Annotated in this window: 18 protein-coding genes; 3 read left to right on the top strand and 15 right to left on the bottom strand. The window is 70.0% G+C overall.

The features are described 5' to 3' along the window. Positions 1-3: 3 nt before the first annotated feature. Positions 4-1,116, top strand: coding sequence for an ABC transporter permease (locus tag ABJF88_18190; protein ID MEP0548870.1), 1,113 nt, complete (start codon positions 4-6; stop codon positions 1,114-1,116). A 149-nt stretch (positions 1,117-1,265) separates the two neighbouring features. Continuing rightward, positions 1,266-2,957, top strand: a complete 1,692-nt coding sequence (locus tag ABJF88_18185) for a GMC family oxidoreductase (protein ID MEP0548869.1) — start codon at positions 1,266-1,268, stop codon at positions 2,955-2,957. Between the two features lie 3 nt (positions 2,958-2,960). Here ABJF88_18185 and ABJF88_18180 read toward each other — a convergent pair whose 3' ends face one another. From ABJF88_18180 to ABJF88_18135, 10 genes are all read right to left on the bottom strand, one after another. Beyond that, entirely contained in the window at positions 2,961-3,203 is a 243-nt protein-coding gene (locus ABJF88_18180; GenBank protein MEP0548868.1) for a DUF2892 domain-containing protein, read from the bottom strand. Between the two features lie 40 nt (positions 3,204-3,243). Then, the gene (locus tag ABJF88_18175; GenBank protein ID MEP0548867.1) at positions 3,244-3,783 is read right to left on the bottom strand and encodes a rhodanese-like domain-containing protein; all 540 of its coding nucleotides are present in this window, start codon (positions 3,781-3,783) and stop codon (positions 3,244-3,246) included. Positions 3,784-3,799: 16 nt separating this feature from the next. Continuing rightward, positions 3,800-4,249, bottom strand: coding sequence for an OsmC family protein (locus tag ABJF88_18170; GenBank protein MEP0548866.1), 450 nt, complete (start codon positions 4,247-4,249; stop codon positions 3,800-3,802). A gap of 26 nt (positions 4,250-4,275) precedes the next feature. Beyond that, on the bottom strand, positions 4,276-5,136 hold the full coding sequence (locus ABJF88_18165; GenBank protein MEP0548865.1) for a sterol desaturase family protein: 861 nt from the start codon (positions 5,134-5,136) through the stop codon (positions 4,276-4,278). 3 nt (positions 5,137-5,139) lie between these two features. Next, on the bottom strand, positions 5,140-5,496 hold the full coding sequence (locus tag ABJF88_18160) for a rhodanese-like domain-containing protein (GenBank protein ID MEP0548864.1): 357 nt from the start codon (positions 5,494-5,496) through the stop codon (positions 5,140-5,142). 11 nt (positions 5,497-5,507) lie between these two features. Next, on the bottom strand, positions 5,508-5,837 hold the full coding sequence (trxA, locus tag ABJF88_18155; GenBank protein MEP0548863.1) for a thioredoxin: 330 nt from the start codon (positions 5,835-5,837) through the stop codon (positions 5,508-5,510). An 85-nt stretch (positions 5,838-5,922) separates the two neighbouring features. Further along, positions 5,923-7,074 carry a TSUP family transporter gene (locus ABJF88_18150; GenBank protein ID MEP0548862.1) on the bottom strand — a complete coding sequence of 384 codons (1,152 nt, stop codon included), beginning with the start codon at positions 7,072-7,074 and terminating at the stop codon, positions 5,923-5,925. A gap of 69 nt (positions 7,075-7,143) precedes the next feature. Continuing rightward, on the bottom strand, positions 7,144-8,607 hold the full coding sequence (locus ABJF88_18145; GenBank protein ID MEP0548861.1) for a rhodanese-like domain-containing protein: 1,464 nt from the start codon (positions 8,605-8,607) through the stop codon (positions 7,144-7,146). Positions 8,608-8,716: 109 nt separating this feature from the next. Beyond that, a complete protein-coding gene (locus tag ABJF88_18140; protein ID MEP0548860.1) occupies positions 8,717-9,265 on the bottom strand; it encodes a DUF6691 family protein in 549 nt (182 codons plus the stop codon). Positions 9,266-9,279: 14 nt separating this feature from the next. Beyond that, positions 9,280-9,849: a YeeE/YedE thiosulfate transporter family protein gene (locus ABJF88_18135; protein ID MEP0548859.1), complete on the bottom strand. Its 570-nt coding sequence runs from the start codon at positions 9,847-9,849 to the stop codon at positions 9,280-9,282. 194 nt (positions 9,850-10,043) lie between these two features. Here ABJF88_18135 and ABJF88_18130 point away from each other — a divergent pair, with 194 nt between their 5' ends. Then, positions 10,044-10,367, top strand: a complete 324-nt coding sequence (locus ABJF88_18130) for a metalloregulator ArsR/SmtB family transcription factor (protein ID MEP0548858.1) — start codon at positions 10,044-10,046, stop codon at positions 10,365-10,367. A gap of 96 nt (positions 10,368-10,463) precedes the next feature. Here the strand turns inward: ABJF88_18130 and ABJF88_18125 are convergent, their stop codons facing one another. The 5 genes from ABJF88_18125 to ABJF88_18105 form a co-directional block, all read right to left on the bottom strand. After that, on the bottom strand, positions 10,464-11,033 hold the full coding sequence (locus ABJF88_18125; protein MEP0548857.1) for a hypothetical protein: 570 nt from the start codon (positions 11,031-11,033) through the stop codon (positions 10,464-10,466). A 139-nt stretch (positions 11,034-11,172) separates the two neighbouring features. Further along, positions 11,173-11,823 (bottom strand): response regulator transcription factor, encoded by a 651-nt coding sequence (locus tag ABJF88_18120; protein ID MEP0548856.1) that lies wholly within the window; start codon positions 11,821-11,823, stop codon positions 11,173-11,175. Positions 11,824-11,959: 136 nt separating this feature from the next. After that, positions 11,960-15,100: a two-component regulator propeller domain-containing protein gene (locus tag ABJF88_18115; GenBank protein ID MEP0548855.1), complete on the bottom strand. Its 3,141-nt coding sequence runs from the start codon at positions 15,098-15,100 to the stop codon at positions 11,960-11,962. A gap of 293 nt (positions 15,101-15,393) precedes the next feature. After that, positions 15,394-16,734 carry an OmpA family protein gene (locus ABJF88_18110; protein MEP0548854.1) on the bottom strand — a complete coding sequence of 447 codons (1,341 nt, stop codon included), beginning with the start codon at positions 16,732-16,734 and terminating at the stop codon, positions 15,394-15,396. 210 nt (positions 16,735-16,944) lie between these two features. Next, positions 16,945-17,427, bottom strand: coding sequence for a hypothetical protein (locus ABJF88_18105; protein MEP0548853.1), 483 nt, complete (start codon positions 17,425-17,427; stop codon positions 16,945-16,947). Positions 17,428-17,489: the final 62 nt, after the last annotated feature.

Genomic DNA, 17,489 nt, shown 5'->3' with positions numbered 1-17,489 from the left:
GCCATGCGTACGATTCTTGCCATTGTTCGGAAAGAGATCCTCCAGGTCCTCCGCGACCGGATCATGCTCGTGCAGATCTTCGTCCCGCCGATCCTCCAACTCCTCATCCTCTCGCAGGCGATGACGTTCGAGGTGAAGCACACCGACCTCGCGCTCGTCGATCTCGACCGAAGCCCGGCGTCGGAGCGGCTCGTCGAGCGGTTCACGGCGAGCGGCCGGTTCGACGTCGCACTGTACACGGCGTCGGGCGACCAGGCCGACGACGCCCTGTTGGAGCGCGAGGCAGGGGCCGTGCTCCGCATCCCCGCCGGGTTCGCGCGCGACCTCGGCCGGGGCGCGGCACCGACGGTCCAACTCGTGCTCAACGCGGAGGACGGCGCGGCGGCGGGCGTCGTGCAGTCGTACGCCGCGCAGATCCTCGCTGCGTTCTCGCGCGCTGAGCTAGCGCCTGCTCGCTCTGCCTCGTCGATGCGGGGCGTGGCGGTGCAGACGCGGACGCTCTACAACCCGGAGCGCGGCTACCTCGCGTACATGGCGATCGGGCTGCTCGCGTCGCTGGTGACGCTCGTCGGCATTCTGCTGACGGCGCAGAACATCGCGCGCGAGAAAGAGATCGGGACGCTGGAGCAGCTCAACGTCACGCCGATCACGCGGGGGCAGTTCATCGCCGGCAAGCTGATCCCGTTCTGGGCGCTCGGCCTGCTCGAACTCACGCTCGGGCTCGCGCTTATCCGGTTCGTCTTCGGGATTCCGTTCGTGGGCTCGGTCGCCGTGGTCTACGCAGGCGCGGCGGTCTACCTCCTCGCCGCGCTCAGCCTCGGCCTCCTCGTCTCGACGGTTGCGGCGACGCAGCAGCAGGCGATGTTCGTGACGTTCTTCGTGCTCGTGACGTTCTTCTTCCTCGGCGGCATCTTCACCCCCGTGCAGTCGATGCCGGGGTGGGCGCAGGCGCTCGCCGAGCTGAACCCGATCAAGCATTTCGCGGCGCTGCTGCGGGCCGTGCTGATGAAGGGGGCCGGGCTCCGCGAGGTGGCCGGCGGCATCGGGGCGATGGCGCTCTTCGCCGTCGTTACGCTCCCGCTCGCCCTCGCGCGCTACCGGAAGACCGCGGCGTAGCGCTGGGGATATCAGCCGCGCCCCCACACGACGGCGGGACGATGGCCTACGGCGCGTGCGGCCCTCGGCTCTCGCCCCGTCGCCCGGCGCGCTCGAACTTGCCCTACCCCCGGTGGCGAATCCCCGCCGCTCGGGAAACCCCCGGCGTGATGGAACTCCCGCGTGCGCGCTCCGGCCACCGCTCGTCTCCCTCCAGCGAGACCTACGACTATGTCATCGTCGGCTCCGGTTTCGGCGGGAGCGTGGCGGCGCTCCGCCTCGCGGAGAAGGGCTACCGCGTGCTCGTGTTGGAGCGCGGCAAGCGGTTCCGCGACGAGGACTTCGCCCGGTCGACGTGGAACGCGCGGCGCTACCTCTGGGCCCCCGCGCTCCGGTGCTTCGGGATTCTGCAGATCAGCCCGTTCAAAGACGTGCTCGTCCTCCACGGCGCGGGCGTCGGCGGCGGCAGTCTCGGCTACGCGGGCGTGCTGATGCAGCCCTACGACGAGACGTTCGAGACGCCGGCATGGAACGATCCGATCCCGTGGGGCGATGCGCTCCGCCCGCACTACGACACGGCTCGGCGGATGCTCGGCGTCGCCCGCAACCCCCGCCTCTGGCCCGCCGACCACGTGATGCGCGAGATCGCCGACGAACTCGGCCGAGGCGACACGTTCGAGCCCACCCCGGTCGGCGTCTACTTCGGTGAGGAGGGGGAGACAGTGCCGGACCCGTTCTTCGGCGGCACGGGGCCGGCGCGGACGGGCTGCATCCACTGCGGCGGCTGCATGGTCGGCTGCCGCTACGACGCGAAGAACACGCTCGTCAAGAACTACCTCTACCTCGCGGAGCAGGGCGGCGCCGAGGTGTGGGCCGAACGGCTCGTGCAGGATATCCGCCCGATCACCGGCGACGACGGCGCGCGCTACGAGGTCGTCCACCGCCGCTCGACGCGCCCGCTCCGCCGCGATACGCAGCGCGTCCGCGCCCGGAACGTGATCCTTTCGGCCGGCGCGCTGGGCACGCAGCGGCTCCTCTTCCGCTGCCGCGACGTCACCGGCTCGCTCCCCGACGTGTCGCCCCGCCTCGGCGAGCGCGTCCGCACGAACAGCGAGGCACTCATGGGCTCGGTCAGCCGCACGCCCGAGCCGGACTACTCGAAGGGCGTCGCCATCACGTCGATTTTCTACGCCGACGACGTGACGACGGTCGAGCCCGTTCGCTACCCCTCGGGCTCGGGGCTGATGCGCTACCTCTCGGGGCCGCCGATCATCGCCGATAGCTTCCCCGCGCGGCTCGCCAAGTCCATCGTGGACATCGCCCGTCGCCCGAAGGACTTCCTCCGCACGCACGTCCTCCCCGGCTGGGCCGACCGCGCGACGATCCTCCTCGTGATGCAGACCGTCGACAACCGCATCCGCCTCCGCTTCGGCCGGAGCCGCTGGACCGGCGGGCGCCGCGACCTCATCTCGGAGCCCGACGACGAGCGGACGATCCCCGTCCACCTCCCGATCGCGCACGAGGTCACGCGCCGCTTCGCGGAGAAGACGAACGGCATCGCCAACGGCACGGTCAACGAGGGTCTGCTCGACATGCCGATGACGGCGCACATCCTCGGCGGCTGCCCCTACGGCCGCGACGCCGAGGAGGGCGTGATCGGCGTGGACGCGCAGGTGCACGGCTACCCCGGCCTCTACGCCGTCGACGGCTCGATGCTGCCAGCGAACCCCGGCGTCAACCCGAGCCTGACGATCACGGCGATGGCCGAACTAGCGATGAGCCGGATTCCGCCGAAGCCGGGGGCACAGGCGCGCGCACCGATCGGGATCGAAGAAGTGGCCGAACCCGTCGCGGTCCCGTAGCGATCAGCTTCCGGCGCGGCGGACGGCCTCGCCGTCGAGCGGGGCGCCGAAGAGCGGCGCGAGCACGCAGAGGTCGAGCGCCCCGGCCGCGAGCGGGACGAGGCTGAGCACGGCTGCGGTCTTGCCGCCGGCCGTGTCGCGCCGGGCGAGGCCGCCGATGAGGAGCGCGAGGCCGGCCCCGATGCGCGTAGCGCGGCCGGCGGGGCTGACGATGAAGCGGGCGAAGGGCGTGCTGGCGAAATCCATGGCGGAATAGGGAAGAGAGAGGAGAGACGTGGAGGGAGGGTTACTCGGCGCGGAGGTCGCGGTTCAGCAGGCGGCCCCACGTAGCATCGTAGGGGTGGACTTCCCGGACCGTCGCGCCGTCGCGGACGACGGGGCGACCCTCGTTCGCCCATTTGAAGATCGAGCCGTCGAGGTTGCGTACGTCCCGCGCGCCTGCTGTTTCGAGCCGGTCGGCGATGCGGGCGGATCGGTAGCCCACCGAGCAGTAGACGACGACGGGGCGCGCCGGGTCGAAGTCCCCCGGGAGGGCGGCGGCGAGTGCTTCGGCCGAGGCGTCGGGGTCGACGCGGAGTGCGCCGGGGAGATGGCTCACGGCGTACTCCTCCGACTCTCGCGCGTCGAGGAGCAGCGGCGGCACGCGCGTCGAGTCGTCGAGCCACGCCGCGAGGGAATCGGTCGAGACCGACGCGACGGCGGGAAACTCGCGCTCGATGAGGGCGTCGACCGCCCGCCACGACAGCGAGCCGTCGCCCGACTGCGCGCAGCCGGTGTGGCCGAGGCCGAGGAGCACGGCGAGGGACGTGAGAAGACGGCGGATCATGGGGGATCGGGCGCTGTCATTCGCCGACGGCTTCGCCCACGACCACACGGGCGTCGAGGTGGACGGCAGCGGTGAGGGAGTTCGTGACGAGGCAGATGTGCTCGGCCCGCTCGAGGAGGCCGTGAGCGCGCTCGGGATCCGTGTCCTCCGGCACGCGCAACTCGGCCCGGAGGCGGACCTCGGTAAACCGAGTGACGCGGTCGACGCGATCGAGGACACCGTCGCCCTCGCAGGTGAGGTCGAGCCACGCGAGCTTCGAGGCCTGGGCCACGGCCCGGAACGTCAGGATGAAGCAGCTCACCACGGCCGCGACGAACAGCGTCTCCGGCGACCACGCGTCGCCGGGCCCGCCGAACTCCTCGGGGGCGGCCGTCGCGAGCACGGGGAGCCCCGGGCTTTCCAGCCCGATGGTCCCGTCGGAGTCTGAGGTGGCAGTGCAGGTGTAGCGATGCGGGAAGGGATGCATGGCGTATCGGGGATGAAGTCGGAGGATCACGAGCTGCCGGGCGGGGCGGGGTCGTCTTTGCGGTCGGGTGGGCGGACGGGGGCGAGCGGCATCCGCAGCAGCCCGCCTAGCGTCCGGTGCTCGGCGCCGTCGAAGGCGTCGAGGCCGAAGCGGATCTCCTCGGGCCGCTCGCGGAGGCGGAACGACTGGAAGAGCCGGTCCCACCACGAGAACAGCGAACTATAGTTCGAGTCGGTCTCGGGCTGGAGCCGCGAGTGGTGGACCTTGTGCATCGCCGGCGTCACGATCACGGCCCGCAGCGCGCGGTCGAGCGCCGGCGGCAGGCCGACGTTCGCGTGGTGGAACTGCACGACGGCGAACATCATCGTCTCGTAGACCAGCAGCTCCCACGCATACGCGCCGATCAGCACGATGAGCGGGATCCGCAGCGCCGACGACAGCGCGAGTTCGCCGACGTGGAAGCGGCTCGCCGTCGTCACGTCCATCTCGGCGTCGGCGTGGTGGAGCCGGTGGAAGCGCCACAGGAACGGGACGCGGTGGTTCAGCCGGTGCCACGTGTACGTCCACACGTCGAAGAGGAGGACGGCGCCGATGAGGTGCGCCCAACCCGGCAGGCCTACCGTGTTGCGGAGCACGTTCAACAGGCCAAGCCCGCGTTCGTCGGCCCACGCGGCGGCGAGCACCCACAGCCCGGCGAAGACGAGCGCGACGACGGCCGCGTTGACGAGCCCGAGCGCGAGGTTACGCAGCAGGTGGACGCCCCGCTCGCGCCGATCGCGGAACAGTGCGAAGAACGGGTGCGCGCTCTCGACGAGCAGCAGCGCGACGAGCCCGCCGAAGGCGACGCCCGCCTGCACCGTCGCGAGGATCGGAGGAATCCCCGGCATCGGCTACCGCTCCGTCTCGACGCCGGCCTCGGCGAGCCCGTGCAGCCCGCCGATGTTGTGGGCGTCGTCGAAGCCCATCTGGCGCAGCATCGCGGCGGCCTTCCCGCTCCGGTTGCCGCTCCGGCAGTAGAGGTAGACCGGCTGGTCCGGGTCCAGATCCAGCGCTTCGATCTGCCGGCGGAAGTCCGGTGCCATGATGTCGACGTTGCGCGCGCCGACGACGTGGCCGTCGCTGAACTCGGCGGGGGTGCGGACGTCGAGCACGGGGTCGTCGGCCGAGCGGCGCTCGCGGAAGTCGGCCGGGGCGAGGTCGAACGTGTTGGCGGGGGCGGCGGGCTGGGAGCGGGAGAAGAACGACATCGGAGCGGGGGTCAGGAGGTGGAGGCGGGAAGGTGTTGGGCGAGCCACTGCCGGATCGCGGGCTCGGGGAGCGCGCCCGTGAACTCGGCCGCGACCGTGCCGTCCACGAACAGCTTGACGGCGGGGATCCCGCGCACGCCGTAGCGCCGCGCGAGGTCGGGGTGCGAGTCGGAGTTGACTTTGACGAGGCGCCACGCGCCCTTGCTCTCGCGCGCGAGCCGCTCGATCGTTGGCCCGAGCACGCGGCACGGCCCGCACCACGGCGCCCAGAAATCGACGACGACGGGCTTCTCGCGGCTCTTGTCGAGCACTTCGGTCTGGAAGAAATCAGGCGAAGACATGGCGTTCAGGCGTTGGGCGCGGCGGAGTCGGCCGCTCGATTTTTGGTGCGGAAACAGAGCGCAGAACGGGATATTCGCAACCGGGCTACGGAGCGTAGGGTTCCGTCGGTAAGCCTTCGGCGGCGAGGGCGTTGAAGCCGCCCGCGTTCGCGAGATCGGTGAAGCCGAGGGCGGAGAGGCGTTCGGCGGCCTGTCCCGAGCGGTTGCCGGAGCGGCAGTAGAGGACGACGGGCTGCGCCGGGTCGAGGGCGTCGAGCGCACGAGCCTCGAAGTCGGGCGCCATCGCGTCGAGGACGAGCGCGCCCGCGAGGCGACCGCTCGCGGCGACCTCGCCGGGCGTCCGAACGTCGACGACGACCGCGTCGGGCGTGGCGGCGAGGTAGGCAGCCGTTTCGGAAGGGGAGAGGCGGACGATCTCGGTGACGGCTAGCTCGGTCGGTGCCGGAGCGGCGGCGGCCTGGGCGTCCCGCATCCCGAGCGCTTTCGGTCCCTCTTTCGCGAGGATGAACACGCCCATGAGGACGAGGAAGACGGCGAAGCCGCGCTTGAGCTGGGCCTGCGGCACGCGCTGGCTGAGGGCATTCCCGGCGAACGAGCCGACGATGCCGATCGCTGCAAAAATCCCGATGAGGCTCCAATCGACGTGCTGCCCAGCTTCGGCGAGCACGTCGGTGTATTTCCAGAACCCGGCCGCGCTCTTCGCCGCGATGATGAGGAGGCTGGTCCCCACGGCGAGCCGCATCGAGAGCCCGCCGAGGAGCACGAGCGCCGGGACGATGAGGAACCCGCCACCCACGCCGACGAGCCCCGTCAGCACGCCGACGATGAGGCCTTCGCCCGCGATCTTCCACAGCGCTTGCCGCTTGTGCTCGCCCTCCGGGGCCTCCTTCCGGCCGCGAAACATCAGCCCGGCCGCGAGGAGCATCACGACGGCGAAGAGCGCGAGCTGGACCGGGCCGGGCACCCACTTCGCGAGCGCCGCGCCGCCGTACGTCCCGATGATGCCGGGCACGCCGAAGTAAAGGACGCTGTGCCAGTCGACGAGCTTCTGGCGGGCGTAGGGGAGCGCGCCCACGGCCGCGATCGCGCCGACGATCGCGAGGCTCTCGGCAATCGCGACTTTGTCGGGCTGGCCCGCGAGGTAGACGAGGACGGGGACGGTGAGGATCGAGCCGCCGGAGCCGAGGAGGCCGAGGACGAGCCCGATCGCGACGGCGCCGAGGAGAGCGTAAAGCATCAGAGGAGGTAGCGAGAGGAGCGCGGGCCGAGGACGTTCCCCGGCCCGCGATCAGGTAGTGAGCACGCGTTACGCGTGGGTGAGCGCCGGGCGGCCGGCTTCCACGTCGTGCGTTTCGGCGTAGTCCGCGAACGTGTCGCTGACGTACTTCACGTCGTAGCCGAGCCGGGCGAGGAAGGCGCTGGCCGCTGCGCTGCGGGCACCCGACGCGCAGTGGACGAGGAGCGTCTTGCCCTCGGGAATCCGCGTCGCGACATAGTCCGGGAGCCGGGTGTACGAGGCGTTGACCGCGCCGGGCACGTGACCCCCGGCGAACTCGCTCGCGAAGCGCACGTCTACGACCGCCGTGTCCGCGTCGTCCCTCAGCCGCGCCACGTCGTCGAACGTGATCTCTTCGATGGACGCGGCCTCGCCGCCGGACTCGAAGTAGGCTTCTAGCGTGTCCGGCGTGGCGTAGGCAGCGATGGTGTCGTAGCCGATGCGGACGAGGTCGCGCACGGCCTCCTCGACGTGCTGCTCTTCGATGACGAGCACGAGCGGCGTCGTCTCGTCCACGACGAGGGAGCCGACGACCGTATTGAAGCTCTTGTTCATCGGGGCGTAGAGCGCGCCGGGGAGGTGCTTCGCCGTGAAGCCGGAACGGTCGAGCCGGGTGTCGATCACGAGCGATGCGCCGTCGGTGGCGCGCTCGCCGAGCTCGCGCGCGGTGAGCTTGCGAGGCTGCGGGAGCGCGCCGAGGAGCGGAACGCCGTCGCGGTTGTCGCGCTTCATCCGGGCGAAGTACATCTGCGGCTCGGGCTGCCCGGCGAGAATCGCGTCGACGAAGGCGTCCTCGCCCTCGTCGGCCGCGGCGAGCGAGGCGTTGTAGAGCTTCTCGTAGCCGACCGTCGTCGTCGGGACGGCGCCGAGCGCCTTGCCGCACGTCGAGCCGGCGCCGTGGGCGGGCCAGACCTGGAGGTAGTCTTGGAGTTCGCGGAAGGCGGGGAGCGAGTGGAAGAGCGTGCGCGCGGCGTCCTCCTGCACGCCGTGCATCCCGGCGGCCTGCTCAAGCAGGTCCGGCCGCCCGAGGTCGCCGACGAACACGAAGTCGCCCGTCGCGATCCCGATCGGCGTCGTCGCGCCGGAGCCCTTGTCGACGACGACGTAGCTCACGTGCTCGGGCGTGTGGCCGGGCGTGTGGACGGCGGTGATCTCGATCTTCCCGATCCAGAACGTGTCGCCGTCGCGGAGGAAGGTCACGTCGTAGTCGGAGTCTTTGGCCCAGTTCGAGGCCCAGCCCTCGTCGGCGCCTTCGTCGGAGAGGTAGAGCTTCGCGCCGTAGCGGTCGGCGAACTCGCGGGCGCCGGAGAGGAAGTCGGCGTGGATGTGGGTCTCGGCGACGGCCGCGATCGTGAGCCCTTCAGCCTCGGCGGCCTCGACGTAGCGGTCGATGTCGCGGAGCGGGTCGATGAGGAGCGCCTCGCCCGTCTGCTGGCAGCCGACGAGGTACGCATACTGGGCGAGCTTGGGGTCGAAATATTGGCGGAACAGCATGGCGTTGGGAGTTGGCGTGGGGTCGCGGAGCGACGGTGGTTCTGGGTAAGAGAGCGTACGATTCGGGCGGATCCGGGCGTGCCGGGCGGCGCCTGTACGTGGGGTAAGGCTAGTGCGGGAGGCGTTCGCGGAGGAGGGCGTAGGCCCACGTCCCGGCGAGCGCAGCGACGAGCGCGGCGACCATCACCGAGATCCCGCCGCCGAGGAGGGCGAAGAGCGGGCCGGGGCACGCGCCGAGGAGCGCCCAGCCGAGCCCGAACGTGATCCCGCCCATCCAGTAGCGCGCGCCGGGGATAGGGCTGCGGCCCCAGAGCTTCGGGCTCAGCCGGATCGGCTCGCCGTGGATCGTCGTGAGGTTCAGCTTCTTGATGAGCCAGATCGAGAGGGCGGCCGTCGCGACGGCGCTCCCGATGATGCCGTACATGTGGAAGCTCTCGAACCGGAACATCTCGTAGATCCGGAACCACGAGATCACCTGGCTCTTGGTGAACACGAGGCCGAGGTACGCGCCGAAGAGGGCGTAGGCGGCGAGGGCGAGGGGCGCGTTCCCCTCAGCGAGCGCGCGGCGACGTTGTTCGGGCGCGACCTGCTCCGTGTCGAAGCACTCGTCGGGCTCGACGGCGTGGAGGTCGGGCAGGGGAGTCGTATAGGGAAGCATGGCAGGCAGTGACATTATCCGAGGAGGGCGGGGAGCAGGAGGTGCGTCACGGCGAGGCCGCCGATGAAGAAGCCGACGACGGCGACGAGCGACGGGAGCTGGAAGTCGGCGAGGCCGCTGATGGCGTGGCCGGACGTGCAGCCGCCGGCCCACCGCGCCCCGAAGCCGACGAGGAAACCGCCGCCGATCACCATCAGCGCGCCGGCGGGCGTGGCGAGCGCGCTCCACGAGATGAGCTGTGCCGGGACGAAGCCCGCGAGATCGGTCACGCCGAGCGCGGCGAGGGCGGCAACGGTGTCGGGCGAGATCGACAGCGGGGCGCTAGGGTCGGAGAGTAGCTGGATACCGACGAACCCGCCGGCGACGACGCCGACGACGAACGCGAGATTCCACGTCCCCGCTGTCCTCCAGTCGTAGCGGAGGAAGCCCGGCTTCCGGGAGGCGGGGACGGGGAGGGCGGCGCAGGCATGTCGGAGGTTCGCCGAGATGCCGAAGACCTTCCCGCCGAAGAGCAGGAGGGCCGGCACGACGAGGCCGATGAGGGGGCCGGCGATGTACCACGGCCAGGGTTCAACGAGGTTCATAAAGGAAGGACGGTCGGTTCAGGTGGTGTGGCGTCGTGTACAACCGATCAGTTGCGCAGTTCCGGCGCTGCTTGACAAAGGAATGATGAAGGGGATAGGTTTATATTCTTAGAAACAACGCAGGGTTGTGAAAGTAGAAAGGCCATCGCTCCCTGTTTATAAGCAAGGGCAACCGATCGGTTGTGCAAAGCCTCATGCATCCTCCCGTTCCCGACGACCTCCTCGAAACGGCCGCCGCCCGCTTCCGCCTCCTCGGCGATCCGGTCCGCCTCCGCATCCTGAACATGCTCCTCGGCCGGGGCGAAGCCACCGTGCAGGAACTGGCCGAGGCGACGGAGCAGAGCCACCAGAACACGTCGAAGCACCTCCGTGCCCTCGCCGCCGGCGAGATCGTCGGGTGCCGGCGCGAGGGCGCGTTCGCCCACTACCACGTCACGGACCCGAGCGTGCCGGGGCTTTGCCTCCTCGTCTGCGGCCAGCTTCAACGCACCGCGGTCTCCGACGCGGCGTCGAACTGAGCAGGCTCGCGATGCACCCCAATGGAACGCGCCACGCCACCGAAGCAGCGTGGCGCGCGCAGGAGTAGCGTGCCGTGTGTAGGCAAACCCCGGGCGTTACGGGAAGCCGGTGGAGGGGATCGTGCTGGCGAGGTCGGCGGTGAAGGTGCCCTGGACGGTGACCTCGCCCAACGGGCCGGACGTGGAGGCCGCCTGCCCCGTAAAGGTGAACGAGCCCGCCACACGGCCGCTCGTCGACGAGGTGATCGTGAGCGTGCCCGTGGCCGATCCGACGAACATGCCCCCCGTCGTATTGCTGAAATCGCTGATGTACGCCGCAGCAAAGTCCATCGCGGAGCCGCTCGCCGTGATCTGGAACGTGCCCTCGCCGGGTCGACCCTCGTTGCGTCCGATTCCGACGAGCCCGCCGGAGGTGGTCCCGCCGGCCGTGAGGTTTCCTTCGAAGAGGGCGAGCGAGAAACTGCTGCCGTCCTCGCCGACGCCGAAGGCGGCATTGCCGGAGAAGGAGTCGGAGAACGCGCCCGACACGGTCACATTCGAACTGCCGATGGTGCTTCCACCGTTACCGTTACCGTTACCGTTTCCGTCGCCATCGGAGTTGGAGTCGCAGGCGGCGAAGGGGAGGAGGACGAAGCAAAGCAGGAGGGTAGCGAAGAAACGAGGCATGGCTGGAGCGGGCTGATGAGCGGAATCGACGTGTTCAAAGTGACACGCGTTGGCCCAGGGTTTCCTCACCCGTAGATGTGATTTTACAGTTGCTTATCCCGGTGCAACCTGGCGGCCGGACACGGGCGGGCGAGGCGTCTCAGCCCCGGCCGAGGTATTTCAGCGTGGCCTCGGCACGGGAGCGGACGTGCATCTTCTCGTAGATGTGCCGGATGTGCGTCCGTACCGTGTCGATCGAGATGAATAGCTCCTCGCCGATCTCGCGGTAGCGGTAGCCCTGGGCGAGGAGCGCGAGGATCTCCTCTTCCCGCACCGTGAGCGGAGCCTCGTCGTCAGGCACGAGGGGGGCGCGGTGGAACGTCTCGACGATGCGGCGGGCGATCCCGCTCGACATCGGGGAGCCGCCGCCGGCGAGGCGCGTGATGGCTTCGAGGAGCTCGGCAGGGGGCGTCGTCTTGAGGACGTAGCCCGTCGCGCCGTTCTGGAGCGAGGAGAAGACGTGGTCGTCGTCTTCGTAGACCGTGAGCATCATCACCTGCACGCGCGGGTGGGACGCTTTGAGCAGTTTGACGGCCTCGGTCCCCTGCATCCCCGGCAGCCCGATGTCCATCAGCACGACGTCCACATTGTCGCCAGTGAGCATGTCGAGCGCGCGCTCGGCGTCGCCGTAGGTGCCCACGCACGTGAACCCATCGGAGCCGTCGATGAGGTAGCCCAACCCCTGACGGACCTCGGTGCGGTCCTCGACGATGGCGACGCGGATCATCTCGGCTGGCTTCGTTATGCGCATGCGGACGTACGCTCCAACATCCCGCTCCGGGGCCTCCGCGTCAATCGCATGGAGGGGTGATGTTTAAAGGGTAAAGGGTGAAGAGACCGCAGCCACCGAGCGCCGTGCAACATAGATCGTTTCCGTTTTTTACACTTTACCCTTCTCCCTTTACCCGCTCAGATAGGGGCGCACGGAGCGTGAGGCGGGTGCCGCGCCCCGGCGCCGCGTCGAGCGTGAGGGTGCCGCCGATCTCCCCCGCGCGGTGGGCCATGTTGCCGAGCCCGTTGCCGCCACGCCCGCTCGGCCGGGGGGCGTCGTGCTCCGGCATCCCGCAGCCGTCGTCCTGCACGGTGAGCACGAGGGCGTCGCCGTCGAGTTCGAGCCGGACGGTGGCCGTGTGGGCCCCGGCGTGGCGGACGAGGTTGTGGAGCGCCTCTTTGAGCACGAGGAACACGTTGCGCCGGAACTCGGCGGAGACGACGTGGGGCGGGACGTCCGTGGGGAAGAGGAGGCGGACGTGGAGGCCCACGCCTCCGGGCGCGACGCCTTCGAGCGTGCGTGCGGCGTGCTCGCGGAGGTAGGCGGCGAGCCGGTCGAGCCGGTCGTGCTGTGGGTTGATGGCCCAGATGATCTCGCCCATCGCGTCGAGCATGGCGCGGCTCGTGTCGGCGATGCGGCTGAGGCGCTCGGTGCTCGGCGCGCCGTCGCCGCCGGTGCGGAGGAGGTCGCGCTGCGCGAGCTCGGAGAGGATCGCGATCTCGGTGAGACTCGCGCCGACCTCGTCGTGCATGTCGCGCGAGATCCGCGTGCGCTCGGCTTCGAGCGCCTGCCGGGCCTGGAGCCGGGCGAGCTCGCGTCGGTACTGCCGCCGCGACGCCGACCACCCGACGGCACCCACGAACGCGACGGCACCGAGGACGGCCAGCAGCCGGAACCACGCGGTCTGGAAGAAGCGCGGGCGCACGACGAGCGGGATCGCAGTGCCCTCCTCGTTCCACACGCCGTCCTCGTTCGCCGCCTTCACACGGAACGTGTAGCGGCCCGGCGGGAGGTTCGTGTACGTCGCGCGGCGGCTCGTCCCGAGGTCCACCCAGTCCGCGTCGAAGCCCACCATCATCGCCGCGTACTCGTTGTGGTGCGGGTTCGTGAAGCTGAGGGCGGCGAACTCGAACGTGAGGGTGTATTCGTCCGGCGCCACCTCCACGGCCTCGCTGCCGAGGTAGCGGACGGTCTGCGTCCCGGTCCGCGTCGCGCGGTGGAGCGCGGTGAGCACGACGGGCGGGCGGTACGGGTTGTCGCGGATCAGCGCGGGATCGAACGCCGTGATGCCCCGGTCGCCGCCGAAGTACATCGTGCCGTCGCGGCCCCGCGTGGCGGCGTTGCGGTTGAACTCGACGTTGCCCACGCCGTCGGCGAGGGTGAAGGCGCGGACGGTGCCGGTCGCGGGGTCGAGGCGGGCGAGGCCGCGGTTCGTGGAGAGCCAGATCAGGCCGTCGTCGTCTTCGAGGAGGGCGTAGACGACGTCGCTCGGGAGGCCGTCGGCCGAGGTGAAGTGGTGGAAGCCGTCGGTGTTCGGGTCGTAGCGGTTGAGCCCGCTGTTCGTCCCGACCCAGAGGGTGCCGTCGCGGTCAAGCAGAACCGAGATCGTGGCGTCGTGGCTGAGGGAGGTCGGGTCGCCGGGGTCGTGACGGTAGATGCGGAACGTGCTCGTCGCGTCGTCGAACCGGAAGAGGCCGCGCGACGTGGTGATCCACGCGCCGCCGGGAACGGGCAGCATTGCCTGGATCCCAACATTCTCCGGCAGGAGCGTATGGGTGAACCGTCGGTCGGGCGTGCGGCGGAAGAGCGCCCCGGCATAGCCGAACCAGAACGTGCCGTCGGGCCCGACCGTGAGCCCCGCCGCACTCGGCCCCCACGGCCCGACGGTCAGCTCGGTGGGGATTGCATCCCGGAGCCGCTCGACAGTGCCCGGCGCGTCGAGGTCGATCCGGTCCACCCCATCGCCCGTCCCGATCCAGAGCGAGCGCTCGTCGCTCGCGAGCGACCAGACCCAGTCGTGGCTGAGCGTTGCCTCGTCGCGCGTGTCGTGGCGAAAACGGGTGACGGTGCCCGTCGCGCGGTCGATCCGGTTGAGGCCGCCGCCGAGCGTGCCGGCCCAGAGCGTGCCGTGCGCGTCCTCGTGGAGCGAGAGGATGAGCCCGCTGCCGAGGCTGTTCGGGTCGCTCGGGTTGTGGCTCATCAGCCGGAACGGCTCGTCGTAGGGCATGTAGCGGTGGAGCCCCCACACGGTCCCGGCCCAGAGCGTGCCCGCGCGGTCGCGGTAGAGCGACGTCACCCAGTTCTGCGTCGAGATGTCGCCGGGGAGTTGGAGCGAGAAGCGCTCCGCCGCGTCCGGCGCGTCGGGGTCGAAGCGGTAGACGCCGTCGAGTGTACCCAGCCAGAGCCGCCCGTCGTCGCCGTCGAAGATGGAGCCGACGCCGAGCCCCTGGCCGTAGCTGTCGATCGACACGGGGAGCGAGAGGGCGGGCTTGATCTCTCCGCCACGAACGCGGCCGAGCTGCGAGCCGCCGACCCACAGCGTCCCCTCCACGTCTTCGAAGAGGATGCCGAGCACGGTCCCCGTTCCCGGCGTCGGGTCGGGCCAACCAGAGCCGGGCTCCAGCACGCGCCGCCGCGATCCGGGGCCGTACTGCTCCAGCGACGGGGCTGTCGTGCTGATCCACACCGAGCCGTCGCGCCGGGTGAGGCCCTTCCGCGCAGGCGCGTCCCCGAGCCGCGCCTCAGCCCCGACGAAGCGGTCACGCTGCCGGTCGTAGCGGTAGAGGCTGTCACTCCGTGCGACCCACACCTCCGCATCGGGCCCGACGAAGAGCACGCCGTCGCCGGTGTCGTAGCGTACGACGCGCTCGTGCTCCGGCCCGACGAGGCGCGCGGCCCCCGACGGGGTCCAGTCGTTGATCTCGGTGCGCACCCAGAGGTCGCCGTGCCCGTCCTCGACGAGTTGGCGGGCGAGGTTGCCGGGGAGCGAGTTGGAGTTGAACGGGTCGGACTTCCACGTCCGCATCGTGTAGCCGTCCCACCGGCCCAGCCCCTCGCGCGTGGCGAACCAGAGGAAGCCGCGCCGGTCTTCGAGGATCTCGTAGACGGACGACTGCGGGAGGTGGGGCTCGACGTCGTGGGCGCGCTCGAAGCGGACGTCCGGCTCGTGCGGCGGGGCGTCCGCCAGCGGAGCCTCGGGCTTTGCGGAGGCCGGACAGGCCAGCGCGGTCAGGATCAGGAGCCAGGCGATGCGCATCGATAACAGTCAGACGAACAAGATGTTAGTCTAACATACCGTGAGCAGCGGTGATAAGCACAGGGACCGGCGCGGCATACGCTCGCCCCGCGGCGACTAAGAAACCGTTTTGGGAATGCTGAATACTCGCCCGCCCCCCTCCGAGGGGGGCAGCGAATCCCGCACGCGGGATGAGCGGGGGGGCTGCGACGCTCGGGTAACGCCTCACAGGGTGATTGACCGTCGCGGACCCCCACCTGTCCTCCCCCTCGGAGGGGGAGGGACGCAATCCTCCATCGTTACTCAACAGTCGCTCAGAGCCGGTGGAACTCGACGCGGCGGTTCTCGGCGCGGCCCTCGTCGGTATCGTTCGACGAGCGCGGGCGGTCCTCGCCGAGCCCGGCCGTCGTGAGCCGTCCGCCGTCCACGCCGCGTGCGACGAGGTGCTGCCGGACGGCGTCGGCGCGGCGCTCCGAGAGCGCCCGGTTTGCGTCGTCGGAGCCGACGTTGTCGGTGTGGCCCTCGATGCGGAGGCGGAGGTCGCCGTGGTCCTCGAGCATGCCGACGACTTCGTTGAGCGTGGGGGTGGACTCGGGTTTGATCGTGGCCTGCCCGAAGTCGAAGAGGATGCCGGTCGTGGCGACGAAACCGTCGGCGTCGAGGTCGTCGTAGAGCGAGCGCGGGCCGCCCTCGGCGATGCGGAGGTCGTCGACGAAGAGGGAGTAGCGGTAGACGTTGAGGAAGAGGTGGAGCGCAGGGGCGCGGGGGAACTCGTACTTCGGCACGTTCGCGATCCGCGTGCCGTCGACGTACATCTTCCAGTAGTCGCCGTCAACGGTGATCGCGACGTCCATCCACTCGTTCACCGTGAGCCCGGCGTTGCCCGTCGATTTCGCCGCGCCGGGAAGCTGGAGGCCCTGCTCGTGGCGGCCCACAAAGACGTGGGGTTTGGGCGGGTAGGTACAGCGCGTGTCGGGCGTGTCGTCGCTGCCGTCGGAGAACAGTTGGACGTTGGCCCGGGTGAGCGGATCACTCGTCCGAACCCGAAACTCGATGGTGTAGCGCTCGGGCAACGTCTCGGGAAGCGGGATCGTGACGCAGCCGTTGCCGCCCGGGCCGCCCTCACTCGTGCCCTCGCCGACGCGGAGCACCTTGTTGTCACCGAGTTCAACCACGTCGAGGTTGCCGGCGATGTAGTCGAGGCGGGAGGGGAAGTTGCCGGTTCGGGTGCCCTCGAAATCGTGGTAGAACAGCACGCGGTCGCCGGGGACGAAGTCGTAGTTCGCCCACACGCCTTCGCCCGGCGCGGCACCGCCGGGAGCCGGGCCGCCGTTCGATCCGGCTGCGCTGCCGGCCGGCTGCTGGTCGGCGGGGAGCGGCTCGCCGTTGCGGTCGACGTAGACGACGGGTTTGCCGTCTGACTCGGCCTGTCGGACGCACACATCGTCGCCGACGGCGCAGCGGACGGCGTCGTCGGCGGCTTCGAACACGTCGGTCACGGCGGCGTCAGCGCGGCGGGCGGCTTCGCGCTCGGCGGCCCGTTCGGCCCCGCGCTTAGCGCCTTCCTTGAGTCGGTCGAAGATCTGCGCGTCGGCCGGTTGCGCGGCGAAGAGGGCGGCGAAGAGGACGAGGAGGAGCGGGCGGGCGGAGCGCATCGCGGCACGGGCTGAGCGGACGGGGCGGCGTCGGGCTCGGAGCCCGTAGTGACACGCTAGGGGGTGAACCCGCCGGAGCGCATCACCCGATGATGTGATTCGCGGCGCGCCGCCGTCCGTGCACGCCGTTCGTTCCCCGTCGCATCGCGACACGAAAAAGCCCCGCCTCCGACGTGCGGAAGCGGGGCTCGAAGAGCAAGGCGCGGCGGCTTACATCGTGTCGAAGATGCCGTCGTTCATGTCGTACTCGTCCCGCGAGAGGTAGGTGTCGCGGTCGGTGTCCCAGGTGTCGAAGAGGCCGGTATTCCACTCGTCCTCGGTGAGGAGGCCGTCGGCGTCGGTGTCCCACTCGCCGTACTGCGCCTCGTCGTACCAGCTGTAGTTGCTGTAGGCGGCGTTGTACTCGTCTTCGGAGAGGTAGGTGTCACCGTCGGTGTCCCACTCGCTCCAGTAGGTGCCGGTGCCGTAGCCGTCGCGGAACTCGGTGGAGGTGAGGCGGGCGTCGCGGTCGGCGTCCCACGTGTCGTAAAGGCCGAACTCCTGCTGCATTTCCTCTTCGATGGGGCCTTCCATGTCTTCCATGGCGTCCTCCATCGCTTCGGACTGCTCGGGCTCCGCGTTGCAGGCGCTCAGGAGGAGGCCGCCCGCGAAGAGCATGAACACGGTGAGGAGGTTGATTGAGAGGCGATACATAGAATTGGGGGATGGGTGATCGGGGTGGAGGGACCGACGCTCGAGAGCCGGCCTGAGATGTG

It is taken from the genome of Rhodothermales bacterium (assembly GCA_039944855.1).
Taxonomy (GTDB): Bacteria; Bacteroidota; Rhodothermia; order Rhodothermales; family JANQRZ01; genus JBBSMX01.
The sequence above is the reverse complement of the archived record's forward strand: the minus strand, read 5'-3'. Positions and strand labels throughout refer to the sequence as shown.